At 35.8% G+C, this 24779-nt stretch carries 20 protein-coding genes; 7 read left to right on the top strand and 13 right to left on the bottom strand.

The genetic code is table 11. From position 1 onward, the window contains the following. Window positions 1–63: 63 nt before the first annotated feature. Window positions 64–792 (top strand): hypothetical protein, encoded by a 729-nt coding sequence (locus DRF57_RS19275; RefSeq protein WP_123863358.1) that lies wholly within the window; start codon window positions 64–66, stop codon window positions 790–792. A gap of 68 nt (window positions 793–860) precedes the next feature. Here DRF57_RS19275 and DRF57_RS19270 read toward each other — a convergent pair whose 3' ends face one another. Then, entirely contained in the window at window positions 861–3245 is a 2385-nt protein-coding gene (locus DRF57_RS19270; protein ID WP_228450412.1) for a TonB-dependent receptor, read from the bottom strand. 420 nt (window positions 3246–3665) lie between these two features. Between DRF57_RS19270 and DRF57_RS19265 the strand changes: the two genes are divergently transcribed. Continuing rightward, on the top strand, window positions 3666–4469 hold the full coding sequence (locus tag DRF57_RS19265; RefSeq protein ID WP_115920314.1) for a DUF2490 domain-containing protein: 804 nt from the start codon (window positions 3666–3668) through the stop codon (window positions 4467–4469). Window positions 4470–4572: 103 nt separating this feature from the next. Here the strand turns inward: DRF57_RS19265 and DRF57_RS19260 are convergent, their stop codons facing one another. Further along, entirely contained in the window at window positions 4573–5268 is a 696-nt protein-coding gene (locus DRF57_RS19260) for a hypothetical protein (RefSeq protein WP_115920312.1), read from the bottom strand. A 204-nt stretch (window positions 5269–5472) separates the two neighbouring features. Further along, complete coding sequence (locus DRF57_RS19255) at window positions 5473–6693, bottom strand: right-handed parallel beta-helix repeat-containing protein (protein ID WP_115920310.1); 1221 nt, start codon at window positions 6691–6693, stop codon at window positions 5473–5475. A gap of 330 nt (window positions 6694–7023) precedes the next feature. On the opposite strand from DRF57_RS19255, the gene DRF57_RS19250 reads away from it, so the two are divergent. Further along, the gene (locus DRF57_RS19250; RefSeq protein ID WP_123863357.1) at window positions 7024–7455 is read left to right on the top strand and encodes a MoaF-related domain-containing protein; all 432 of its coding nucleotides are present in this window, start codon (window positions 7024–7026) and stop codon (window positions 7453–7455) included. A gap of 29 nt (window positions 7456–7484) precedes the next feature. Here the strand turns inward: DRF57_RS19250 and DRF57_RS19245 are convergent, their stop codons facing one another. The 6 genes from DRF57_RS19245 to DRF57_RS19220 form a co-directional block, all read right to left on the bottom strand. Then, window positions 7485–9017 carry a M20/M25/M40 family metallo-hydrolase gene (locus tag DRF57_RS19245; protein WP_115920306.1) on the bottom strand — a complete coding sequence of 511 codons (1533 nt, stop codon included), beginning with the start codon at window positions 9015–9017 and terminating at the stop codon, window positions 7485–7487. A 143-nt stretch (window positions 9018–9160) separates the two neighbouring features. Then, entirely contained in the window at window positions 9161–10039 is an 879-nt protein-coding gene (locus DRF57_RS19240) for a hypothetical protein (protein ID WP_115920304.1), read from the bottom strand. A 4-nt stretch (window positions 10040–10043) separates the two neighbouring features. Further along, window positions 10044–10859 (bottom strand): hypothetical protein, encoded by an 816-nt coding sequence (locus tag DRF57_RS19235; RefSeq protein WP_115920302.1) that lies wholly within the window; start codon window positions 10857–10859, stop codon window positions 10044–10046. Beyond that, complete coding sequence (locus tag DRF57_RS19230) at window positions 10853–12103, bottom strand: radical SAM protein (RefSeq protein WP_115920300.1); 1251 nt, start codon at window positions 12101–12103, stop codon at window positions 10853–10855. Before DRF57_RS19230 ends, DRF57_RS19235 begins: the two co-directional genes overlap by 7 nt. A gap of 64 nt (window positions 12104–12167) precedes the next feature. Next, a complete protein-coding gene (locus DRF57_RS19225) occupies window positions 12168–12395 on the bottom strand; it encodes a hypothetical protein (RefSeq protein WP_084086722.1) in 228 nt (75 codons plus the stop codon). 391 nt (window positions 12396–12786) lie between these two features. Beyond that, window positions 12787–13053: a hypothetical protein gene (locus DRF57_RS19220; RefSeq protein ID WP_123863356.1), complete on the bottom strand. Its 267-nt coding sequence runs from the start codon at window positions 13051–13053 to the stop codon at window positions 12787–12789. 304 nt (window positions 13054–13357) lie between these two features. Here DRF57_RS19220 and DRF57_RS19215 point away from each other — a divergent pair, with 304 nt between their 5' ends. Further along, complete coding sequence (locus tag DRF57_RS19215) at window positions 13358–15034, top strand: helix-turn-helix domain-containing protein (RefSeq protein ID WP_157969921.1); 1677 nt, start codon at window positions 13358–13360, stop codon at window positions 15032–15034. A gap of 434 nt (window positions 15035–15468) precedes the next feature. Here DRF57_RS19215 and DRF57_RS19210 read toward each other — a convergent pair whose 3' ends face one another. The 4 genes from DRF57_RS19210 to DRF57_RS19195 all read right to left on the bottom strand — a co-directional run bounded on the left by DRF57_RS19210 (window position 15469) and on the right by DRF57_RS19195 (window position 21731). Next, the gene (locus tag DRF57_RS19210; protein ID WP_047489214.1) at window positions 15469–16926 is read right to left on the bottom strand and encodes a TolC family protein; all 1458 of its coding nucleotides are present in this window, start codon (window positions 16924–16926) and stop codon (window positions 15469–15471) included. Continuing rightward, window positions 16898–20089, bottom strand: coding sequence for an efflux RND transporter permease subunit (locus tag DRF57_RS19205; RefSeq protein WP_115920297.1), 3192 nt, complete (start codon window positions 20087–20089; stop codon window positions 16898–16900). The genes DRF57_RS19210 and DRF57_RS19205 overlap by 29 nt, the downstream gene beginning before the upstream one ends. Window positions 20090–20110: 21 nt before the next feature. Continuing rightward, a complete protein-coding gene (locus DRF57_RS19200) occupies window positions 20111–21193 on the bottom strand; it encodes an efflux RND transporter periplasmic adaptor subunit (protein WP_047489532.1) in 1083 nt (360 codons plus the stop codon). A 151-nt stretch (window positions 21194–21344) separates the two neighbouring features. Next, window positions 21345–21731, bottom strand: coding sequence for a hypothetical protein (locus DRF57_RS19195; RefSeq protein ID WP_047489220.1), 387 nt, complete (start codon window positions 21729–21731; stop codon window positions 21345–21347). 688 nt (window positions 21732–22419) lie between these two features. Here DRF57_RS19195 and DRF57_RS19190 point away from each other — a divergent pair. The 3 genes from DRF57_RS19190 to DRF57_RS19180 all read left to right on the top strand — a co-directional run bounded on the left by DRF57_RS19190 (window position 22420) and on the right by DRF57_RS19180 (window position 24734). Then, window positions 22420–23409, top strand: coding sequence for a hypothetical protein (locus DRF57_RS19190; protein WP_123863355.1), 990 nt, complete (start codon window positions 22420–22422; stop codon window positions 23407–23409). A 472-nt stretch (window positions 23410–23881) separates the two neighbouring features. Next, entirely contained in the window at window positions 23882–24271 is a 390-nt protein-coding gene (locus tag DRF57_RS19185) for a hypothetical protein (RefSeq protein WP_047489223.1), read from the top strand. Window positions 24272–24305: 34 nt separating this feature from the next. Then, complete coding sequence (locus DRF57_RS19180; protein WP_047489226.1) at window positions 24306–24734, top strand: META domain-containing protein; 429 nt, start codon at window positions 24306–24308, stop codon at window positions 24732–24734. Window positions 24735–24779: the final 45 nt, after the last annotated feature.

Here is a 24779-nt window from a genome sequence, read left to right as displayed (position 1 = left end):
TCAATTATTAACAACTTCTTTGATTTTATGGGTACAAAATATTTACCAATCAAAATATACAGTTTGAAAAAACTTATCTCTTTATTATTATTTTCAATGGTTTTTCTATTTCCTCAGCTTATAAAAGCAAGTGCTTACTGGATGGAAATACATGGATCAGGAAAAGTGAATGAAGTTGTCAAAATCCAGGTATGCTACGGTTTTATTGATGATTTAAGTGAGCGACACCGTACCAATGGTCCAGAGTTTAAGGAAATACAATATTTTAATTTTTTTGTTCTTAATGATAAAGGGGAAAAATTAAAGATTGAATTACAGCCTAAAGAAGATCATTGGGAAGGGAGTTTTACTCCAGACAAGGAAGGAACTTATCGAATATTAGGAATGAATGATCATCTTCCTGTTCTTATGCGCTCCAAAAATTCACATGAAAATATACGCCCTATTGATTTTATGTGTGGCGCTTATAATGTGGGAAGTCATTCTGCCAATAATATGATACCTGTTCAGTTTATGGATGTTATCCTTCAGGAGAAAAATGGTATTTATACTGTTTTTCCTTATCGCAATTTGAAACCGGCAGAAAAAGGAACGCTTCTGCGAATATTTAACCCTGAAAACTGGGAGAAGAACATTCTGGTTAATGAAAGTCAGCAGGTGGTTTTTAAGCCTACTATGCCAGGGCTCTATGTCATCCGACAGGATTGGTCTGATAACACACCCGGAACTTTTCAAGGCAAAGCATATGGTAAAATACGATATCGCAATAACTACTGTCTTTGGATTAACTAAAATAATTAGATAAAAATATAAAAAGCCCTGATGAATGCATCAGGGCTTTTCTATGTATAATTTTCATTTTAGAATTTAAGGGAAACACTTCCAAGAAAACGTGCAGGAGCTTGTGGTGTTAAACGAACAGACCATGCTTTTTCATTGGTAATATTATCAAATTTCAATCCCACTCTATACTTAGGTTGATCATAGAAAATCCCTAAATCAAACATTTTATAAGAAGGAATAATCACTTTGGCAGTTTGTGTATTGGTCTGAAAAGAAGAAGATCCCATATTTCCACCACCACCAATTCCTAAGCCTTTCAGCTTACCTTGGGAAATACGATAACTGATCCAGAAATTGAACATATTCGCAGGACCAGATAATGCAGGTCTTAAACCATTAACGGAAGGGTTTGCATTGGTATATTTACTGTCATTATAGGCATAACCGGCAACAATATTCAATCCATCGAAAGGGTTAGCAGTTAGCTCCGCTTCTATTCCTTTACTAAGCTGTGTACCATCCTGAATTGAGTAATTAATATCATCAGGGTTGGTTCTTAAAATATTATCCACACGGATATTATAATAACTCAAAGTACCTACCAATCTATGATTGAAAACATCTCCTTTCACCCCAAATTCCAGTTGATTAGCATATTCCGGCCTGAAGGTATTACCGCTTATATCTACTCCACTGACATTATTAAAGCCATTCATATAGTTTCCAAATAATGAAAGTTTATTTTTAAGAACTTCATAAACCACTCCTAATTTTGGTGAAAATGCAGTCTGTCCATAAGGTCCTGACTGTGCTCCGCTATTACTCAACCCGCCTTTAATTTCCCCTGTAGTAATATCATATACTCCTTTGAACTGGAACCGATCGACCCTCAAACTAGCCATTACCATAAGCTGATCTGTAATATTAAATACATCCGAAACATAGGCCGCATAAGTATTATCACCATTATTTTCCTTTCTCATAGCAGAAGTTGCAGTAAGAGCATCAATTGTATTGTGATTTACTCTAAAGTCTGCTGAAGGATGAACAAAATTAAATACTTTAGTGTTTGTATGATAACGGTCAAAATGATTAGAATTATTATAATAATCCAGCCCTACTACCATTCTGTTTCTAAAGCGTCCTATATGAAAATCTCCGATGAAATTCTGTTGAATATTTGTTGCAATAAAAGAGGTAGTTCCTACCATTACCTGAGCACTGGCCGTAGAGTCTGTTTTTCCGTTGATCGCAGAGATATATCCATTAATTGTTGATCTGGCTCTTGATAATATCGTTTGTGAAGTCCAGTTTTCCGAAACTTTATAATTCAGCTGGGCAAAAATATTCATCATCTGTGTTTCATAGGCAAGATCATCACCTAAGAAATTTTTATAATAAGGAAACTTCATATCTGCAATAGACTGAGTTTTATTACTTCCAGTATAAGGGTTAAAACGTACGACGGAAGTTCCTTTTGCCTGATTGAATTCTACATCTAAAAGAAGTGCCATACGGTCATTGATCTGGTAAGAAAAGCTTGGGGCAATAGCCAAAGAATTAGTGAATCCCAGATCCTGAAAACTTTTCTCAAAAGTTCCTGCAGCATTCAGACGAAAAAGAGCGGTTCTGTCTTTATTGACCGGTGTATTAACGTCCACGGTCAGTCGGTTATAGCTCCAGCTTCCACCCACATACCCTATTTCACCACCAAAATCATTATAAGGTTTTTTTGTAACGCGATTGTATACCCCACCATAGCTACTGGCAACACTTTTTCCAAATAAAGTTGCTGAAGGACCTTTAATAGCTTCTATATGTTCCAAATTTACAGGATCAATTACTGAAAAAGCGGCTCCAGCCACACCATTCCGCGCATTAGGTTCTGTTTCAAATCCCCTTGAACGGAATGTTACTCTTCCTTGATTAGCAATCATAGGTACTCCTGCACCAGGTACATTTTTAGAAATACTTCCCAGATCTACAGCCACCTGTTCCTGAAACAATTCTTTAGTAACCGTATTATAGACCTGAGGATTTTCTAAGTTTTTCAAGGGCAATCTGGCGACAAATCCGCTTTCTTTTTTGGAAAACCTATTGGTATTTTTCATAATAACCACTTCCTGAATGGCAAGGATATTTTCTTTTGTCAGCTGATAATCCAATGTTGTTGTCTCACCGGCCTTTACCTCAACCGGAAGACGGATCTCTTTGCTTCCTAAAATTTGAAATTTTACAGTATAACTGCCCGTATTCAGATTCACAAAACGATAAGCTCCCTCATCATCTGTCAGCGTCTGATGATCCGTACCCAATAATGAAACTGATATTGCTCTCAGAGGTTGCCCGTCAATCATATTCACTTTTCCACCAATTCCACCCTGTGTATCTTGTGCATACACTTTTACCAGATTTATCAGAGAAAAAACTAAGATGAAGAGGAGCTTGGTCCATTGCGGCATTTTAGTTTTTAAAAGTTTATTGGTGTTTTTTGTTTTTCCAGGATTGATTATTTCCTTTAACAGAGGTATATTTTCACTACATCGTATCATTTTTCCAGCCTTATTTAAAATAATTATAAATAAAAATGCAAAATAACAGAATACAAACCTCACCCGCAATATTAATTTGAATTATTCTAAATAAAATAAACAATACGATCCCTGAACTATGATTCCATAAGAATTACAAATTCTATGCATTCCTAAATTCTTCCTAAATCATCGGCTAGTTTTGTCGTGTTTTTAAATAGTATTAAAAGAATTTAAGTAAACAATGAGTGCGTAGCCTCTTATAACTTTGTAATGAGAAATACTCTTTTTGTAAGTCATTCATTCTTACGATCCCGCAGACATTAAACATTAATATTGAAGAAGTGATCCATGATGTGTAGTATAAAGAAAATTTTAGCAACCTTATTTTTAATTGGTTTTATAGGAAATACCTTAAAAGCACAGATCAGTCCACCAGGTTTGGGTGATGCCAATACAGCATTATGGACAGCTTTTGGAGTAAAGCGTCAGCTGGATTCATTAGGAAAAAAGCAAGCTTTAAGCTATATTGCTATAGGCCGTAAAAGCAGTCCGGACAATGATAACCTCCTTTCCAAACAGGCTATTCTTGTAATAAACCATGAGGTTTACCATTCTTTTGCCCCACATCAGCAATACAGCTATGCTCTTAGCTATCGGCGTCAACCTCAATATGAAAGCAGCGCCCCTTACGAAAAAGAAAGCACGGAACAGGAATTCAGGATCTACGGAAGATATGCCTATACTTTTGATCTTGGAAAAAAGTGGAAATTAAAAAATACAGTCCGACAGGAATTCAGAAAATTTTTCGCTGCTGATTTTAGCAAAGTGGAAGAGGATTTCCAATTGAGAACCCGTATCAAAAGTCAGCTGACGTACAATCTATCACCAACAAATAACCAGAAATTAGCATTAAGTGCCGAAGCCCTGTTTTCTATGAGCCACCTTAACGACCCAGATCCACAGTGGACTTCTTTTGGATATCGTGAAATGCGTATTGCAGCCTATTATATGTTTACGATTCCCCACTCTCCTTTTACTGTAGATGTAGGCTACATGAATGACCTTATCAGAGATAGCAGAAGTATTCATCACGGGGGTGTTCATTATCTGGCAGCGGATATTATCTGGAATATCCCCTATCATAAGAACTAATCTATTTGATATCATAAAAAATCCCGATCATTCCTGATTGGGATTTTTGTTTGAAAAACCAGGGTTTTTCAACAATATAATTAGTATGAATATTTGGTTTCATTTAATTGCATAGGGTAAGGAACTGCCTACTCATCTGTACTTTAAATTTAGCTTCTGATCTTGAGTGTACATAAATGGTATGCTCAAAGGCCTGCACTGTTTTCAGTTTCTGATCGATAAATTCTGCTATTTCTACAAGAGAGAAAATAAAATCCCGGTATATAGCCATATTGACCGTTTGTCCATAGTAAGGAAGATAAGCTTTCAGGAAAGGAACAGCCATTTGATGTTTGTTGTAGTTGATACAATATCCAACTCCTTCTCTGGAGGTTACAATGTCATGCTCATTGATATAATCCAGGATATTTTTACCACCATTCAGGGCATTGCTGTTTTTTGAACAATATCGGTTGATTTTATCCAGAATATGCTGGGCATACTCCATCATTGAAACGGTTTTCCATTCAAATACATGGCTTAGTCCTTTTTTAGATGATTTTCCATTTTCACAGCTTGTACAAAAAGAGATTCCAATTTTTTCATGATAAGGAAAAAAACAATCTTTAACCTCAATGGAAGCATCTGCCTGTACTCTATCTTCTGCAAAATTGTAATACAGATAAGGACTATATAAAGCTGCAAGAGCTTTCAGATAATCTGTTTCACTCGTATTATGATATTCTTCAAACCATTTTTCAAGGTTGTCGTAATAATAACTTTCAAAGTCTTTAAAGTTTAAGTAAAATGGCAATTCCATAGCTCTGTAATTTTGATAAAGCAAAGCTATTGTCGTAATGCGACAAAACTTGACGTGTTTTTATTTTTATTCTCTGACTAACATCCAGTTCTTTCCAAAAGCTATGTCATAATAATGAACCTTTTTATCTTTTTTACAGAAAAAACCAGATCAATGATCTGGCTTATAGTTGAGAAATATTTTGAATATTTTTTACATTATATATTATGGAAGGCAGATGAGCTCATCTGAAGGTGTTTCATAATAATTAGTATCTGTATAATGAATATTGGCTGTATTCCCGGTTATTAAAACAGCAGGCTTATCTCCGTTTGGAATAAATTTGCCACCATTCATAAACCCATTTCCTACAAAGTTCAAGTAACTTTTTTCAGCAGTATTCGAAAGAACAAAAACTGAAGTATAAATACTGGCTGTTAATCTATTAAATGTATTGCCAATGAAATTCGCTGTTCCACCGCTATTTAAAGTATAATAAACATCAACACCATTAGAAGTTCCTTCAAAATAGTTATTGATTAAGTTTAATCCCACCCTTCCATTAGCTGTTGCAAATGAAGCCTCTAAGGCATTTCCACCATTACCCTCAAATCCACATCCATCAAACTTCACATTATGTATTCTATATAATTCTACTCCTTTAACAGCATTTGAATTAAAATGACAATTAATAAATGTTAGCAAATTGGGAGGGGTAACAGCCACCATCTCGCAATAGAAACCTTTGTCACCCCAATGGGTTTTTACATTTTCAAAAAGAGAAGAACAGGTATCCATTATCTGCATTCCGATATTAAATTTAAATACCTCGACATCTTTTATGGTAAGCTCCATAATATTCTTTACATACACACCAGCACCACCGGAAGCATTTGTTACATCTGGTCTTGTAATCGTAAATCCGGAAATCGTCAAATAACTAGAACCGTTAGGACCATCTGACACAAAATGCAATCCTCCTGTCGTTCCAATTGAACGAAGAAATGTTAAATTAACACCTGAACCAATTAATTGAAATCGATTAATATTAGTATTAGTTGTTATAGCACACACTATATTTTTTGATATAACAATTTCCCCAATAGGCAACTTCAGCTTCCATCCATTCTTCCCACAAAAGTCAAAAGCTTTTTGTAATGCATCAGAATCATCCGTAGCCCCATCAGCTCTTACTCCAAAAAGACCGGCATTTAATTCTGAACCTGATAAAATGAGCGTATTCACATAATACTCAGTTCCCTTCTTTCTATAAATTTTCCCATCAATTAAATTTGCTTCGTTAGACGAGTTTATGGAAGTACCATCCATCCAAACGGCAATTTTTTTGTAATTAACATTTTCCTTGGTTAAATTATCAACTAACTGCACCAAATCATCATTTGGATATGGACTGTTTTGTGCGAAAAAATCTTCTGTATAAATCATAATATTGTAATTTGTCTTACAAATATATATGGTGAATGCGACAGAACTTGACGTATTTTATATTGTTCCTTGCCCGAAATCCATATTCTCTAAAAAAAGTTTTAAAAAAAACAATCCTTTTTATCTACCATATTAATAAATCGGATCATTTACTCTGTTTTACCTTTAAAACCTTCTAAAAACTTTCATAATCAACGAATAATCAACCCATTGAAAACTCCTACCTCATTAAAGCAAATTAGTTTTTATTTGTTTGTTTTATTAAACTTTCAGATATTTGAGTAAGGTGTACAAAAAGAAAAAACATAAAAAACAACTAAAACAAATCTGATGAATAAGAATGTATTAACCCTATTTTTAATAGTGATGGCTTCTCTGGTTTCAAATGCCTGTACAGAAAAACCAAAAACTGAAAAGAAGCAAGAAATAACGAACAAGACCGACAATATGGTAAATATCCGGAATTTAATTGGCAGCACTTACGAATGGAAGTACAAAGAATACACTTATCATATCACGTTACTATCAGATTCAATGGTCCACTGGAAATTAATTAAAGGGGACTATCCCGGTGCCACTGAAGAAACGGATACATATGTGTATTCACCATTAGATCAGACTAAGATTTTCATCTCGTGGATTGAAAAAAGTGGATTGGGCATATCTGCTGTACTCGATTTTGAAACCATGAACCTTTACACTCATGGAAGTCAGAATGGTAGTTTATATGTTAATCCCGGTAAAATAAAAAAGATAAAATAGCAATACGTTACCCATTTGCATCAGGGTAGCTACCTGTCATAGTTTTTCATCATATATTCAAAGTAATGGATCATCTTCAGATAGTTTTCTATGCTGAGATATTCGTTGGTACTATGAATACTTTGCTGTTCCGAACTGTTTATTTTGATTGGCATGAACCGGTATACATTCTTGCTCACAATTTCATATTTTGCTGCATCTGTTCCTGCCATTGTAAGATAAGGAGTAACAATAGCTCCCGGATGAATTTCCTTGATTCCAGCTTGTATCAGTTGGTATGCTTTGGTATTGGTAGGTGATATTTTTGAAGCTTCCCGTGTATTATCAATCTCTTCCACCTCAACATCGAACCCCTGTGTAAGTTTTGCAATATGTTCTCTGACATCTTTGACCGTATTTCCCGGAAGGAGCCTGAAATTAACAACAAATTCAACTTCCGGAGAAAGGACATTCGTTCCATCACTTCCTTTCATCATGGTTAAAGCTGTAGTGGTTCTTACCAACGCATTGGTTGTATTATTTTTGGTAAGCTGAGATAACAGCACAGGTTTTAAAAGCCATTGGTTGGCAATTGCAAGTCTGCTGGAGAATGGCATAGCACCACCGATATTATCAAAAAACTCTTTGATTAGTGGGGTAATGACGGGTTTCATCTGATCATCTTCCAGACGCTGCATAATAACAGCAGCTTTTCCAATAGCACTTTCCATAGGAGGCATGGATGAATGCCCACCGAGTCCTTTTACTTTTATTTTTGCAGAAAGAAATCCTTTTTCAGCACATCCTACTACAGCAACATCAGAATCTATTCCGGCTACACTTCCTTTCTGCATAATCAAACCTCCTTCATCATATACTGCATCAAACTTCAATCCTTTTTTCTTAAAATAATCAGCAATCTGAATAGCTCCTTTTTGTCCCCCTACTTCTTCATCAAAACCGAAAGCAAGGTAAATATCACGTTGCGGAATTTGTTTACTTTTAATCAAATTGTTCATAGACTCCATCAGGGAGAAGAGCATACCTTTCATGTCTATTGCTCCTCTTCCATAAATCCTGCCATTGGCAACCACTCCTGCAAAAGGGGAATAATCCCAATCTTCAGCAACTTTTGAAACAGGAGGCAGTACTTTATCATCGGGACGGAATATATTTTCTTCTTTGTTTTTTATATCAGCATCTCCCGGAGGTACAACGTCCATATGGGAAAGAAACAGGATAGGCTCAAGAGCAGGATTACTTCCTTTCAGCCTGAATACCAATCCATATTTATTTACTTCGAAATTCTCTGTATTCTGATAAACCAATGGATATGATCTTTTCAGATATTCTTTAAACTCATCAAAAGGTGTATAGTTGAATTCTCCCAAACTCCCGGTGGATACCGTTGGAATTTTTATGCCGTTGGAAAATCTCATTATGGCTGAATCATTTTTCACAGGCTTCCATCCTTCTCCGGCTTCAGCTGTATTTTTCTTAAACGGATAAGTATACGTTTTAATAAGTAAGACAGCAACGAGGATAACGAGAATACCTAAAACGGTTAGAAGAGCTTTTTTCATGATCAACTGATTTTGTATGATGGTTTGGTTCTATAAATATAAGAAAGTCTTTTTGCAGCAGCAATAATTCCAGTCAGATATCGAAAATCAGAGGAAATGAAAACCAATTATGTGGCATATCTAAAAAACCTACTACCCAATTTTTATAACATAGTAAAGTGTCCCAGAAATACCATGGTAATATCTAAAGTCTTTGCATCTAATGTAGAACCGTCATGAATACAATTATCCGTGGGCGCTATATAAAAATCATAGGGTTTTTGTTCTATTTTAAGTACCGGATAGTCAGGGAAATATTTAAAAAAATACTCAATGATATTCTTATTGGTAATATTTTCTTTTTTTACATCAGTTTTTTTCTTCAGCATATTATAGATCTGGATCATGGTCAGATTGATAAATAGAAAATATCTTGATTCCTGACCAAGATTGATTGTTAGACGATTACCATGTCTATGAGATGATCCGATTGTCATTTTCCGGTCGGAAGAATCTTTATGAAGCCCAATGAACCTCATCTCATGCGGCTGATATCCTTCCCGCAGATTCCTTCTGTCTACCGAAGTGGTTTCACAGTTAGGGTAACCGGCTGCAATACAGTGAAAAGAATAATCTGCAGATAGGTCTTGTAAAAAATCATTTAATCCCTCATTCAGTCGCTCTACGATTTCTTTATTATTGTAAAAGCATTCAAGAACTTCCTTTTCACTGGTCGCTCCGTGAAGATTAAGCTGCTTACATAAACTTTGCAGTTCTTCAGGAATTCTCCCTATAGCAGCAGTATTATAATCTTTTAGAAAGCGGGCCGTCTGGATTCTGGATACAACCTGCCCCTCCACTTTTCCCCAATCTCTTTTGGGAAGATAAGCTTCATCTTCATATTGTGGCTCGAAATCTACTTCTCCAAATGAAACCTTGGTAGGCTGTCTGTATTTACTGGAATGACTGCCGGTATTAATTGTTACAGTTTCCTCAAATTTCCTGTCCGTACAAAAAATCTTTATTCCGCTTTTTAATTTCATAGTGTTAATAATTATCAAATTTTCCAGTGTAAACGATGGTGATATCAAATTCTTTATTTCCTAAAGTGCTTCCGTCATGGATAAAATTATCAGTGGGAGCAATATAATATTGATAAGGTTTTATTTCTAATCTGATTACAGGATAATCAGGAAAGTCATTTAAGAAATTTTCTACAATATTTTCTGTGGTTATTTTTCTTCTGTGGTATAGTTTATAAATTTGTCTTAAACTCAGGTTGATATAATACAGATAACGGGATTCGCTACTGATATTAATAGATATCCTGTTGTCCGATTTATAAGCTGTATGAGGGGTAAATTTCCGGCTCTCATCAATATGCAGACCTGTATATCGGATATATTCTTTATTTATAAAATGAAAAGTGGTCGTTTCTCTGTTAGGCTGGGCTTTGGCAATACGATGGAACTTATACTGCTGAACTGAAGATTTATTTTTCAAAAACTCATCCAGTTCTTTATTGATCTTCATAACCAGTTCTTCGTTCTCCTGAAATTTAGGTTCAATATCAAACAGACTTGTACATTCTGATAATTGTAACTTTTTAATAAGATTAATTACTTTTTGGGGAATTCTTCCCACAGAAACCGATTTTGACAGTGGATTAAAATGATCATTGGTCATGATAATGCTGTGCTCTTTTGGGGTAAGGGGTCTCCAGCTTTTTTTGGGAATAAAAGCATTACCGGAATATTCAACAGTTGTAATATGCTCTGCCGATTCAGTACCGGTATTGATTAAGATCTGCTGTCCGATATTATCAATCCCGCTATTGTATAATTGAAGTCCTTTTCTTAACATACTAAACTAAATGATTTTAATTTGTTTTTTATTTCATCATGAGCTTTTATAAGTGATATTTCTTTTAGCTCTTCTACGATTTCTTCATAATGAGCCTCGCTAGCATCCAAAGAAGCACAGACCTCATCCGGAAGGCTGTTTACGATATCATTTTGAATATGAGAAACCAGTTTTATCATATCATGGCAGTAAATGGTAGGGTTATCAAAACCTTCCTCATTGGAATAACGGTTTCCCAGGAACCCACCGCCACATATATCATATATCGGACAGGTCAGACATGTATCATTCACCATATTATGACTGTGAAAAAAGACCTCAAATAATGGATCATTATACAGATCGTCAATAGAATGGGTATGAATATTCAGATCATTCCTCGTAATTCCTTCATAGCAGGCCCGGATAGAATCCGACACTTCCAGCGCTCCGTTTGTTTCCAAAACAGCGACACCATTGGTCAGCCTTCCCACCATTTGATCCCCTGTCTGCTCTCCCATGATCAGTTCAATCAACGTCCGGAAAAAACGTATCATAGGTCTGTCACTATCTGTTTTCCATATCTCGAATATTTCAATAAGCCAATCAGCATAGGGAGTATGATGTAATGTATTTACTTTTAATTTTTCAAAACTATCGGGTAAATTGTCATAGTGCCCATCCGGTAATAACAGGTTAAAACTCGGTACTCCTAAATTTTTTACTTCCTGATAAAATTCTGAAGGAGAAATATTCAGATTAACAACAGACAGGATATTACTCATGCCATATTGTTTTCCAAGCTCTATAGCCTTTACTACTTTTTCATAAGATCCTTTTCCATTATGAAATACGCGGTATCTGTCATGGTGTTCTTTGGGACCGTCCATGCTGATTCCCACCCGGATATTAAGTTCTTTAAACAGTTTATACCAATCATGGGTAAGGCTTACGCCGTTTGTCTGCATTGCAAAGCCAAAATCCACGTCTTTTACAATGGTTGTAAAAATTTCAATGGCCTGTTTATAATTTTCTTTACCCCACAACATAGGTTCCCCACCATGAAATACGATTTGAACATATCTTGCCTTCTTTTCCTGGCAATAGGTATGGAGTTTTTGAGCAAAAACTGTAATTGTTTCCATAGACATGAATTTAGGCTGAGAGAGATAGGTTTTATCGCCCAGATTATACATGTAACAGTAAGAACAATTGAGGTTGCATCTACTCGCAACCTTTAAAACAAATGAGACAATATTTTCCATAAATTTTATTTAAGAGAAACTCTCCATTAGCCGGTTTTTAGCTAATGGAGAATAAAAAGAGTACTTATACTCTTAAAAATGGATCATACTTACTGTACGCTGCAGATCCGCCACCGCCTTCAACGGCAACATTGCAATTATCCAGTCCAATTCCGGTTCCAGGATTGGTGATCCCCTTTCCTCCGAAAACAGCTTTGTACAGATCCATCTTCTCTGTACCTGAAGATTGAATAGTTTCTTTTAAAATGCTTTTGTGCTCTAAGTTTGAAACTAGTTTAACTCTTTTTTTCATAAAAAAAATTTAAGATTAATAAAATAAATGCCATCAGTAAGGACATGGCAATCGCCCCTCATTTATAAAATGAGCAATTATTATAGTGTTTGTGTTGGTTATGCTGATGCTGATGGTAACAGCTGTACGTTGTATATCTGTTGGTTAGTTTGCTCAGCAATTCCCCCTTAGTCTAAGGGGTATATTCTGATTGGCAATTTTCACGTTAGATAAACAAGGTATGGGTAAACCATCTTGTCTTTCAAAAGAATGTTAAAGGCTGTTATAAACGATTTGTACAAGTAATTACTTCTGCTATTCTCTGCATATGAAAACAAGAAGAAATTACCCCAAATAAAAGAAAGGGTAGAAATAAGTGATTCATCGTATAGTTATTAGTTATTTTTTAAGCTTACTGAACTTTTACTGGAGGAATTGGTGGAGATTTTGGTCCTCCGTCATAAGCAGACTCTTCGGTATTTTCCCAACTATTTTTCATAATTAAAGAATCTGACGCATTCATAGGACTGCTTCTCTGTAACTCTTCAGAATTACTTGTTGGCTTCATTTTTGCTGTTGGTGCAGGGAGGTCTTGGTCATCATCCTGTCTGCACGATACAGTTAAAAATGCAATAGCACATGCGTATAATATGCTTAGTAGAAATATCCTTTTTGTCATAACAGTTTTTTTATACAATTTATGTAATCCTAGTAGCCGAAACTACAAATTTAATTATCAACAAGTGTCATTTCTTAAAAAAAATATATTAAATCATAAAAAAATCAACCACACAATTATTATAAGTAACTAAATATCAATGTTTTACTTTTTTGTATTTTTAAAAGATTAATCACTATTTTTGTTAGAGTTTTTTTTGTGATTTTTGTAATTTTCTAGAATGAAAAAAATATATTTTCTACCACTTTTTCAATTATGCTTAATACTGAGCATTTTTTGTTCTTCATTAATAAGAGGACAAAAAATGGAAAAAGCGAAAGATTCGCTCAGTGACGAAGAAAAATGGAAAAAAATTTCACTTCAAATAAAGAATTCTAAAAAAAATAAGGAATTTAAGAAACTTTATGATGCCTATGAAAATGCGGCATTGATGGGGGCGAAAAATCAGAAGAACTACTTAGATAGTCTTTTAATAACCGCAAAAGAGCTGAAAGACGATAAGCTGATTGGAGAAGCTTATATGTGGTTGGGGATGAATGGTGAAAGCATAGAAAATTATCCTGAAGCGCTGGATAACTATATCAATGCATATAGTATGCTTTCAAAAACCAATAATCAGCTGGCCATCAACAAATCAATTACTTTTCTGGCAAGGGTTAAATTGTATATGGGAGATTATGATGGAGCCTACAATCTCTTAAAACCTGCCTTAAAGAATCTCAAATCAATAAATACTGAAGAATCCCACTTATATTTTACATATGGACAGCTTGCTCTTATTGAAACCAATTGGTATCTGAAAAGAGACAATAACAGCGCCTTAGTAAAAGAAGGAATGGATTTTATTAAAAACACCAACCAATCAGGATATTACCCTTATTTTCTGGCAGCAGAAGGAGTTGATGAATATTACAATAAGAATTATAGTGAAGCCATCAGAAAAATAACTTCTGCAGAAAAGCTATACACAGACCAATTTCAGCATTTAACGGATAAACTTTACCTTGCCCTCAGCTATTGGGAACAGGGTAATACTAAGCAGGCGTATACTTTTTTACAGCAGATTGATGATGCCTACGATAAAACGGGGAAAATAGACCCGAAATTCCGTTCTGCGTTTGAAATGTTGATCAAGTATTATGAGAAAACCGGTGATAAGGACAAAGAGCTGGAATACGTAAAGAAACTATTATCAATTGATGCTAAATACGAAAAGGATTACAAACTCCTGTTTTCCACCATGCACAAAGAGTTTGATAATAAAAAACTAATCGAAACCAAAACAATATTAGAAAACAAGATAAAAAAGGGCAAGATCATATATAAGATCAGTATTGCCATCGGAATTGGACTTATTATTTTCCTTATATCCATTATCTATAAAGGAATTAAGAAAAGGAATAAATACCAGAAACTGTACAAAGAATTTATCAGTATCAAGAGTAGTGAAGATTTAGATGAAGAACTTCTTGACGAAGATCCTGTGACAGCAGAATTTATAGACGCTTATGATATTGATTCCGATTCTGATACAGAACCGGATATCCTGGATGATATTGATGATATTGATATCAATCCAAAACTTGTAGAAAATGTTCTTAAAGAACTTGATCTGTTTGAAAAGAATAAAGACTTTTTAAAGAAAAAAGTAAATCTGGAAAGCCTTTCACTACAGTGTGGAACCAATACCGCCTATCTTTCTAAAATTATCAACCATTATAAAAAGCAAAATTTCAAAACCTATCTCAATGATTTAAGGCTTAATTATGTCATGAATCTTTGGCGGGGAAGTAAAAAGAGTAGAAGATACTCTATACAGGATATTGCAAGTAAGGCAGGATTCAGTAATTCGCAAAGCTTTTCAAAAAAATTTCAAGAAAAATTCGGGGTTTCCCCTTCATTTTTCTTGAAAAAGCTTAATTCCAATAAAGAATTGGAAAGCGATATAATCGCTACGGATAATGAATTAAAAAATGATTAATATGTTGTTAATGTAAACTGTGTCCCTTATTTTAAAATGGCTCTATTTCCCTTATGGGTTTTACCATCTGCTCTAACGCTGAAGCTAAATTAGTTATTATCCTGATATAATATCAAAACAAGGGGCCTCCGGAGGGTTGAAAACTTAAAAAAGAAGACCCAAAAACTTAAAAAACTTAAAAAAACGCATCTTCTTTTCTACTGATTTACAAGAGAATAAGATTTTATAAACTAGGTTTTGAATCTTATTTATTTTAATGATTGAAAGTAGAGATAAAAGTACCGGAATCTATCATTTAGGCCATAAATTTTCAATGTACTCTGGATAATACATGGTTAAAATACCTATAAAATGATCACATCAAAACACAAAAAGGGCCAATCCCAAAAAGAATTGGCCCCAAACATTAACTGTTTACTGAATTATGATGTTTTTTATTTCCAGCCTCCACCTAAACTTTTATAGATATCTACTACTGTACTCAGCTGTTTTTGCTTGGCTTCAATAAGTTCCATTTTTGCATCCAGTGCATCTCTTTGGTTCAACAGAACTTCAAGATAATCTGCTCTGGAATTTCGGAACAATTGGTTGGCAATATCTATGGATTGATCCAATGCTTTGGTTTCCTGGGATTTTAATTGATAATACTGGTCTATATTCTTAATCCTGGACATCATATTGGCAACATCCAGATACGCATTCAAAATCGTTTTATCATACTCATACAGCGCCTGAACCTGTCTCGCATCAGCTGTTTGGAAATTGGCTTTGATAGCACTTTTGTTGATCAGTGGTCCAGCCATCTCTCCAACAAGATTATAGGCGATAGATTCCGGCATTTTAACCAAATAAGATGGTTTAAAAGCCTCCAATCCCAGGGTTGCAGATATTTCCAATGAAGGATAAAACTCTTTTCTTGCTGCCTCCACATCTAATTTTGAAGATTTCAATTCAAGTTCTGCACGTTTTATATCCGGACGGTTGGAAAGCAACTGTGATGGAATTCCTGTATAAACCGTCTGCGGAATTGTAGACATAAAACTTTCTTTTGTCCTTACAATCGGCTGTGGATATCTTCCTAGCAAAGCATTGATACCGTTTTCCTTTTCAGTAATTTGCTGACGGATCGTATATTCTGCAGCTTTTGACTTGGCCAGTTCGGCTTCAAACTTCTTCACCGCCAATTCTGTTGTCGCTGCAGCTTCCTTCTGGATTTTAGAAATTTCCAAAGCTTTTTGCTGAAGCTTAATGTACTGCTGTATGATATCCAACTGATTATCAAGAGCCAGCAACTCATAATAACTGTCAGCTACCTCTTCAATCAGATTAGACAACACAAAATTTTTCCCCTCTACTGTAGAAAGGTAGTGAGCAACAGCTGATTCTTTCTCGGTTCTGAGCTTTTTCCAGATATCAATCTCCCAATTCGCCATTAATCCTCCTTCAAAATTCCCCAGTGGATCCGGCATTTCTCTTCCCGGTTCTATTTCTGTTGTGGCATCCCCTGCCCCTTCACTGGTATAGCGCCCGGCTTTTTTCAGCCCGGCACCTATCCCGGCAGAAACAGTTGGGCTCAGTTTTCCTTTTTTAGCTAACACACCACTCTTGGCAATTTCAATCTCCTGAAGCGTGATCAGAAGTTCCTGATTGTTCTTTAGAGAGATTTCAATAAGATTTACAAGATTGGGATCAGTAAAGAATTGTCTCCACGGTGTTGTTCCGCTGTTATTATTAGCATCCTGCTGTTCTTCCTGGTTAAAATTTTGAGGTATATTCTCTTTAACCTCATCTTTTATGACTGTCGCCATCGGAGCTTTACAGCTTGCCAGAACAAGAGATAAAGCAATGGTTGTGATTATATTTTTAGTCTTCAAATTTTCCATCATGTTCATAAGGTTCAGTTTGTTCTGTTAAAGGATTTTCCTCTTCATATCGTGCCAATCTCGATTTATCCGCAATCGTTCCGAAAATATAATATAACCCCGGAATAATCATTAATCCGAAAATGGTTCCTATCAACATTCCTCCTGCGGCCGCAGTACCAATCGTTCGGTTACCCACTGCACCAGGTCCGGTTGCAATTACCAACGGAATTAACCCGGCAACGAATGCAAATGAGGTCATCAGGATAGGACGGAAACGGATTGCAGCACCTTCAATCGCTGCTTTTGCTACAGGAATACCTTCTTCAGCTTTCTTCTGTACCGCAAATTCTACAATCAGTACCGCATTTTTACCCAGAAGCCCAATAAGCATTACCATGGCAACCTGTGCATAGATATTGTTTTCCAGCCCTAAAAGCTTCAAGCATAAGAATGCTCCAAAAATACCTACCGGAAGAGATAGAATCACCGGTAACGGAAGAATGAAACTTTCATACTGTGCAGAAAGGATCAGGTAAACGAATCCTAAACACACAAGAAAGATAAATACAGCTTCATTTCCACGGCTTACTTCATCTTTAGAAATCCCTGCCCAGTCTATACCAAAACCTCTTGGAAGTGTTTTATCCGCAACTTCCTGAATGGCTTTAATGGCCTGCCCACTACTGTATCCGGGAGCCGGAGTTCCACTTACTTCCGCCGAGTTATACATATTATGTCTTGTAATTTCAGATAATCCATACACTTTTTCAAGTCTCATAAAATCTGAATATGGCACCATCTGGTCTTTATCATTTTTAACATATAATTTCAACAGATCTGTTGGCAGCGCACGATACTGGGGTCCTGCCTGTACAATTACCTTGTAAGGTCTGTCAAAACGGATAAAACTCGTCTCATAGTTGGAACCGATAAGGGTTGATAAGTTGTCCATTGCCTTTTCAATGGTCACCCCTTTCTGTTCCGCAAGGTCATTATCTATTCTAAGCATATATTGAGGGAAACTTGCAGAATAAAACGTAAATGCCGAACCGAGTTCCGGACGCTTTTTAAGCTCTTTTACAAAATCATTACTTACCTGTTCCATTTTATGATAATCTCCACTTCCTGCTTTATCCAGCAAACGGAGTTCAAAACCTCCTGCAGCACCATAACCCGGAACTGAAGGTGGCTGGAAGAATTCAATATTGGCTCCAGGAATATTCTTAGCCTTTTCTTCAAGTTTTTCAATAATTTCTGAGGCTGATTCTTTACGTTCTTCCCAGCTTTTAAGGTTGATCAGACAAGTTCCCGAGTTAGATCCCGTTCCTTCGGTCAGAATTTCATATCCTGCCAGTGAAGAAACAGACTGTACCCCGTCAATATCTTCAGATTCTCTTAAAAGTTCCTTTGCAATCTGATTCGTTCTTTCCAATGTAGATCCTGGTGGAGTCTGGATAATTGCATAAATCATCCCCTGATCTTCCGCGGGAATAAATCCTGAAGGAAGGGAGTTGCTGAGAAAATAAGTACAAGCACAAAAAGCCAGTAATAATGGTAACGTAATTGTTTTTTTCGTAACCGTTTTATTAAGCATTTTCTCATATTTTCCGGCTCCTTTCGTAAAAATATTATTGAATTTATCCAGGAATATGGAAATCGGAGTTTTCTTTTTAGCTTTTCCGTGGTTATTTCTCAGAATTAAAGCACATAATGCAGGAGTCAGCGTAAGCGCTACAATTCCGGATAAAATAATAGACGATGCCATTGTAATAGAGAACTGGCGATAAAATACCCCAACAGGTCCGGACATAAATGCAATCGGGATGAATACGGATGCCATTACCAATGTTATAGCGATAATAGCACCACTGATCTCATGCATCGCCTCTTCAGTTGCTTTTAAAGGAGAAAGGTGTTTTTCTTCCATCTTGGCATGGACGGCTTCAATCACTACAATCGCATCATCCACTACGACCCCGATTGCCATTACCAGGGCAAAGAGTGAGATCATATTCAGGGTAATTCCAAATGCAGACATTACAGCAAATGTACCTACCAGTGAAACAGGAACTGCCAGTGCAGGAATAAGCGTTGAACGCCAGTCTCCAAGGAAAAGAAATACAACAATAGCCACCAATATAAATGCCTCAAACAGGGTATGTATCACTTTTTCCATAGAAGCATCCAGGAATCTGGAAACATCATAGCTGATATCATAGTGCATTCCTTTTGGAAAGTTATTTTTTTCAAGATCCTTCATCAATGCTTTTACATTTTTGATAACGTCACTAGCATTGGATCCATAGGACTGCTTTACCGTAATTGCTGCAGAAGGTTTTCCATTTAACGTAGAATAAATATCATACATGGAACTTCCAAACTCTATATCCGCGACATCTTTTAACCTTACGGATTCTCCATCAGGTTTCGCCTTTAGAATAATATTTCCGTAATCTTTTTCATTATTAAAACGTCCCGGATATTTTAAAACATATTCAAAAGACTGAGAACGTTTTCCTGAACTTTCTCCTGTTTTTCCGGGAGAAGCCTCCAAACTCTGCTCATTCAGTGATTCCATCACTTCATCAGCCGAAATATTATATGCTGTAAGCCTATCCGGTTTAAGCCAGATACGCATTGCATATTCACGGGTTCCAAGGATATCAGCAAAACCTACTCCACTTACCCTTCTCAATTCAGACATTACATTGATATCTGCATAGTTGAAAAGGAATTTCTGGTCAGCTTTGGGATCATCACTGTAGAGGTTAATATACATCAACATATTGGGCTCTTCGCGGGTAATTTTCACCCCTTCACGTACTACCAGCGGAGGTAATTTGTTCACTACCGAAGATACCCTGTTTTGTACATTTACGGCAGCAACATTGGGGTCTGTACCCAGATCAAATACAATCTGAATAGAGGCTTCCCCATCATTTCCGGCATCCGAGGTCATGTATTTCATACCGGGAACACCATTCAATCCTCTTTCCAACGGAATCACTACGGATTTGATCAGTAGCTCGTTGTTGGCTCCCGGATACTCTGCCGTAATATTAACTTTAGGTGGAGAAATGGATGGAAACTGCGTCACAGGAAGTTTCACTAAGGACAGAATCCCTAAAAATACTATAATCAATGAGATTACAATAGACAGAACAGGTCTGCGAATGAATTTCTTAAACATACTTCTTCATTTTAGAGTAGACTACTCTGCTTTTAATTTCAATGATTGAAGAACCTTTTTAGGATCCTGGAATTTTGTTTTTATCTTTTGGTCGTCTTTCACTTTCTGAACTCCTTCCAGAAGAATCTGATCTCCTTTTGACAGCCCGGAAGCTACAACATAGAGATCCGGAAGTTCATAAGCAATTTTAATGTTTCGGGATTTTGCGGTTCCGTTTTTATCAATGACAAATACATATTTCTGATCCTGAATCTCGTACGTTGCTTTTTGAGGAATGATCAGTGCATTGTGAACCGGCATTACCATTTGAACTTTACCGGTTTCCCCATTTCTCAGCAGTTTTTCCGGATTCGGAAACTTTGCACGGAAAGCAATATTTCCGGTTTCATTATCAAACTCTCCTTCGATAGTCTGAATTTCTCCTTTATGGGTATAGGTTTCACCATTAGCAGTAATCAATGCCACTTCATTGCTGCCACGATCTGCCACATGAGTCTGGTAGCTTAAATATTCAGGTTCTGAAACATTGAAGTAAGTATAAATATTGGTATTATCTGATAATGAAGTAAGAAGATCTCCCTCATCTACCAAACTTCCAAGTTTTAGAGGGATTCTGTTGATCACCCCGGAAAACGGAGCTTTGATATCTGTAAATGACAGATGGATTTGTGCTAACTTCATTTCTGCATTGGCAGCATCCAATTTAGCTTTTGCCATCGCCTTTTCGTTTTTGGACACAATATTGTTATTGGCCAGTGTACTAGCATTTTTCAATTCAATAGACGCCTGTTCTACTTCTGCCTGTGCCTTTAGCAGCTCTGCCTGATACAGTTTAGGCATAATCCGGAATAAAGTCTGTCCGGCCTGTACATACTGTCCTTCGTCTACGAAAATCTTTTCAAGGAAACCTTTTTCCTGTGCCCGGATTTCAATGTTCTTCACTGACTGGATCTGAGCAACATATTCTTTATTAATTACAGTATCCTGGACTACCGGGGACGTTACCGGATAAATAGAGGCTTCTTCTTTTTCCTCTTTTTTCTTGGTACAGCCAACAGCCAGTAGCAGAATGCTTAAAGCAATGCCTGGGGCAACTCTTTTTATCATAATTCTAGAGTTTATATAAATCGTTAATGTTTTAATAGAAATAAGAATGGTAATCGGGAATGCTACGATGTGATGATTACCGGAAGGTCACAACGCAAGAAAACTCTCCACCTGACATCAGGCAGAAAATAAACGGAAAAAGGAATTTCTAAATTCTAATGGAACGGATGAAAAGAAATTTTTTGGCAGAAACACCAAAAACAAAACCGTGAATGTGCGGTTTAAACTGTTTATAACTTTTTAATCCGAAAATATAGACCAAACTGAAGATACCGGTAAAAACAACAATAGCCTGAAATACATCAGACAACTGAAAATCATTTTCGATAAGTTCTAAGGTGGAATTGTCTACATTGTCTGCCTTCTGCTGAACTGATAGTTTTTCGTATGTCTGGTTCAGACGGTTAGCTCTTTTAGGAATGTGATGAGAAACATGACCTGAATAGTCATTTCGCAGTGTTTTAACGTTAAGCTTACTTTCCACTATAAAGAGCAGAAAAAGGCTTGTTAAAAAATATACTATAAAGTTTCTCATTTTGAAGTCGCAAATGTACATTTAGATTATGATATAATCATAGTAGATTAACAAAATTTAACGATTCTTTAAATTACCTGAATGTAGAAATTACATAGTATTTTTTTTACTTTCCTGCTTGTCTGAAAGAAAAATGACAAGCTATTCTTTATTTTATAAATTATAAATTTCTGATAGTTTTTTTGGACATTTTATGTATTCACTCCTCTTAATGTATAAAACTACACTTCAGATCCTTTTTTCAATCCCATATGCAATTTTAATAGATCTACAGCCTTTTTATCCCTTTTATAGTTCACCTTATTCACCTATACTTGATTTATACAAACATGAACTTAAAATAGAAAATTACACATAATAAGTAAATTATATTATCAATTAATTTATAATAAATTGTATATTTATAAAAAATAAACAACTAAATATGATAAATTTAGTTTATATTTTAAATTATCCAAAAGAGAATTTTCACCCTAATTTTTCTGAGGGTTATAAGGTGCTCTGCTCTTTAGTAAATTCCTTTTCCGTCTTCACATCACCAGGTACAATCATTTTTCCAAATTTATATTTACCTGGCTGTGCTTTTCCTTTAAAAGCCAATAGTTTTTATAATACCGCGAAAATAAGCTTCCCAATTTTTGACTTGTATTTTAACAAACCTACACACAACAACCAAAATATTTTACTTATGAGAAAGAATTTATCTTTACTGGGATTAGTTTTTGTTTCAATCCTTCACGCACAGGTAGGTATACACACCTCCAACCCCCAAAACACATTTCATGTAGACGGAGCAAAAGACAATCCCGCCACAGGTGCTCCCTCCTCCACTCAACAGGCCAATGACGTAATTGTAACTTCCAGTGGCAGTACAGGAATCGGAACCATTACTCCCGATCCTTCCGCTATGCTGGAAGTGAATTCCCCCAACAAAGGGATTTTACCGCCCAGAGTGGTCCTCACCTCTGCCAATATGCAGCTTAGTGCCAATCCTAATGCTACGGGACTATTGGTTTACAATACTTCTTCAACTCCCTTAAAAACAGGGTATTACTTTTGGGATGGCATACAATGGCAAAAATTAGACTCTACAACAGATAACAGCGGTGTTAATGCCACTGTAGAAACTAAAGCTGTAATGGGACCCCTGACAGCCACCACAGATAATGGCAGAGCCGGCTACGCCATTGTTGTAACAACACCTGATGGCAGATTTTCTGTACGTTGCTTTATTCCTTCAGGAAGTCTATTTGCTGATGTTAATTTACAGATCAGAAATAATGATATTCCAACAGTAGATATCATTTCAAACGGGCATTATTTATGGTCCGGGGCGGGAGGATACCAGCAAAACCAACTGAGATTACCATCTGCAGCATGGGCTGGTGATAATGCAACTACTTCACAGGCACTAATTGATGCAACAACCGGAGCAAGAATACAAACAGCCCTCACCAATCCATACTGGGGAGATCCTGGTGTATATGCCAGTGGCGTTCCGGAACAAAGACTATATTCATGGACTACCACTGATGGTAATGATAAAGTTTTCTACAAAATGTACTTTATGATGGGTTCCTCTACTCCAGCCAGTGCAGGAAATGCAACAACATGTCCTGGCGGCATATGCAACACAACAAAAGCATTTTTCACTATAGATCAGGTTAAAGCTCCTTAATCAACTTCATCTGCTTCATATCACCCAAAGAAGGACTGAAAAATTCAGTTCTTCTTTTTTATTGATGAATAAGCTGTCATTGCCTGATGACGTACGTTTTGATAAGGAGAATCTATTATAAAAAACTAACTTTTATCATGATTTCCAATTATTTACAAAATCCTATTGTTATTCTCTTCTTTTTGAATTATTTTTGCCGAAAATTAAAACAACAAATACAAAATGAAAAATTTATACTTTATCTCATTTAGAATGAGCAGAATATACTTCTCTGCTTTTACAAACTAAAACTTAAATCCCTCATCCCTATTATTCTGTTTCAAAAGATCTGTTTCTAATAAACATAGAAACACATCCGATTAAAACATAGTGTTAATTTTACATAAACTAACATATTTTTAATAAAAATAGTTGTAAATTTATATAGTATTAACACCACAATTCATGAAACACTTTAAAATCACTTATCACTATGAAAAATTTATTACCATCAATCCTTTTGGGTTTGACAATTCTTTCCTCAACAGCGTGTAAACACCCCGGTAAGGAAGCCGACATTCTAACTGCTGCACCGGAAAACAAGGATGATATTTCTAAAAATGTTTATGTAGATAGCTATGGAGAAAAAATAGAAGTTACCATAAACAGTACTAAAAATACAGCAACAGTACATTTGAATGGCAAAACATATGACCTTAAAAAAAGTGAAGCATTGCCAGAATATACCGCTTCAAATGAAGAGTATCAGTATTCTGAAATTAAAGGCAATATTACTTTTTTGAAGAAAAATGTAGACATGGTTCTCTTTCATCTTAAAAAGGATAAAAAAGAATCTGGCCCGGCTAAAATGGCATCATATTAGCTAAAGAGTTAAACATACATTTAAATTAAACTTTATGAAAAACTTGTATTACTACCTATCAGCTCTTTTTCTTGCTGTATTTCTTGTTGCCTGTAAAACTCCTGCAGTACAGAAGTCTACAGATATTACAGGAAAAACATGGAAACTTGTTGAGCTTAACGGACAACCCATTCAATTAAAAAATCCTAAGAATAATCCTCATTTTAAGCTTGACACCAATGGTATGAGATATGAAGGACATGCAGGATGCAACGGTCTTGGAGGTACTTTTGAAATAAAGCCTGATATTATGAGAATTAAATTCAATCAGGGAATGTCTACTATGATGGCATGTGAAGATCTTGATATTGAAAATCAATTTACAAAGGCTTTACTTTCTGCAGATAATTATTCTGTAAACGGGAATACTTTGACTTTAAACAAAGCAAGAATGGCTCCTTTAGCTAAATTTGTACTTCAGTAAGTATTGAAATCACAATAGAAATATAAAGACGCTTTGCAATTGCAG

It is taken from the genome of Chryseobacterium rhizosphaerae, assembly GCF_003385455.1.
Classification (GTDB): Bacteria; Bacteroidota; Bacteroidia; order Flavobacteriales; family Weeksellaceae; genus Chryseobacterium; species Chryseobacterium rhizosphaerae.
The sequence above is the reverse complement of the archived record's forward strand: the minus strand, read 5'-3'. Positions and strand labels throughout refer to the sequence as shown.

Bases quoted from the DNA above. Each gene is read 5' to 3' on its own strand.
- DRF57_RS19215 (WP_157969921.1), top strand. From the start codon at position 13,358: ATGGAAAAAGCGAAAGATTCGCTCAGTGACGAAGAAAAATGGAAAAAA.
- DRF57_RS19255 (WP_115920310.1), bottom strand. From the start codon at position 6,693: ATGATTTATACAGAAGATTTTTTCGCACAAAACAGTCCATATCCAAAT.
- DRF57_RS19190 (WP_123863355.1), top strand. From the start codon at position 22,420: ATGAGAAAGAATTTATCTTTACTGGGATTAGTTTTTGTTTCAATCCTT.
- DRF57_RS19265 (WP_115920314.1), top strand. From the start codon at position 3,666: ATGATGTGTAGTATAAAGAAAATTTTAGCAACCTTATTTTTAATTGGT.
- DRF57_RS19220 (WP_123863356.1), bottom strand. From the start codon at position 13,053: ATGACAAAAAGGATATTTCTACTAAGCATATTATACGCATGTGCTATT.
- DRF57_RS19210 (WP_047489214.1), bottom strand. From the start codon at position 16,926: ATGAACATGATGGAAAATTTGAAGACTAAAAATATAATCACAACCATT.
- DRF57_RS19250 (WP_123863357.1), top strand. From the start codon at position 7,024: ATGAATAAGAATGTATTAACCCTATTTTTAATAGTGATGGCTTCTCTG.
- DRF57_RS19235 (WP_115920302.1), bottom strand. From the start codon at position 10,859: ATGTTAAGAAAAGGACTTCAATTATACAATAGCGGGATTGATAATATC.
- DRF57_RS19195 (WP_047489220.1), bottom strand. From the start codon at position 21,731: ATGAGAAACTTTATAGTATATTTTTTAACAAGCCTTTTTCTGCTCTTT.
- DRF57_RS19240 (WP_115920304.1), bottom strand. From the start codon at position 10,039: ATGAAATTAAAAAGCGGAATAAAGATTTTTTGTACGGACAGGAAATTT.
- DRF57_RS19270 (WP_228450412.1), bottom strand. From the start codon at position 3,245: ATGCCGCAATGGACCAAGCTCCTCTTCATCTTAGTTTTTTCTCTGATA.
- DRF57_RS19185 (WP_047489223.1), top strand. From the start codon at position 23,882: ATGAAAAATTTATTACCATCAATCCTTTTGGGTTTGACAATTCTTTCC.
- DRF57_RS19245 (WP_115920306.1), bottom strand. From the start codon at position 9,017: ATGAAAAAAGCTCTTCTAACCGTTTTAGGTATTCTCGTTATCCTCGTT.
- DRF57_RS19180 (WP_047489226.1), top strand. From the start codon at position 24,306: ATGAAAAACTTGTATTACTACCTATCAGCTCTTTTTCTTGCTGTATTT.
- DRF57_RS19225 (WP_084086722.1), bottom strand. From the start codon at position 12,395: ATGAAAAAAAGAGTTAAACTAGTTTCAAACTTAGAGCACAAAAGCATT.
- DRF57_RS19205 (WP_115920297.1), bottom strand. From the start codon at position 20,089: ATGTTTAAGAAATTCATTCGCAGACCTGTTCTGTCTATTGTAATCTCA.
- DRF57_RS19230 (WP_115920300.1), bottom strand. From the start codon at position 12,103: ATGGAAAATATTGTCTCATTTGTTTTAAAGGTTGCGAGTAGATGCAAC.
- DRF57_RS19260 (WP_115920312.1), bottom strand. From the start codon at position 5,268: ATGGAATTGCCATTTTACTTAAACTTTAAAGACTTTGAAAGTTATTAT.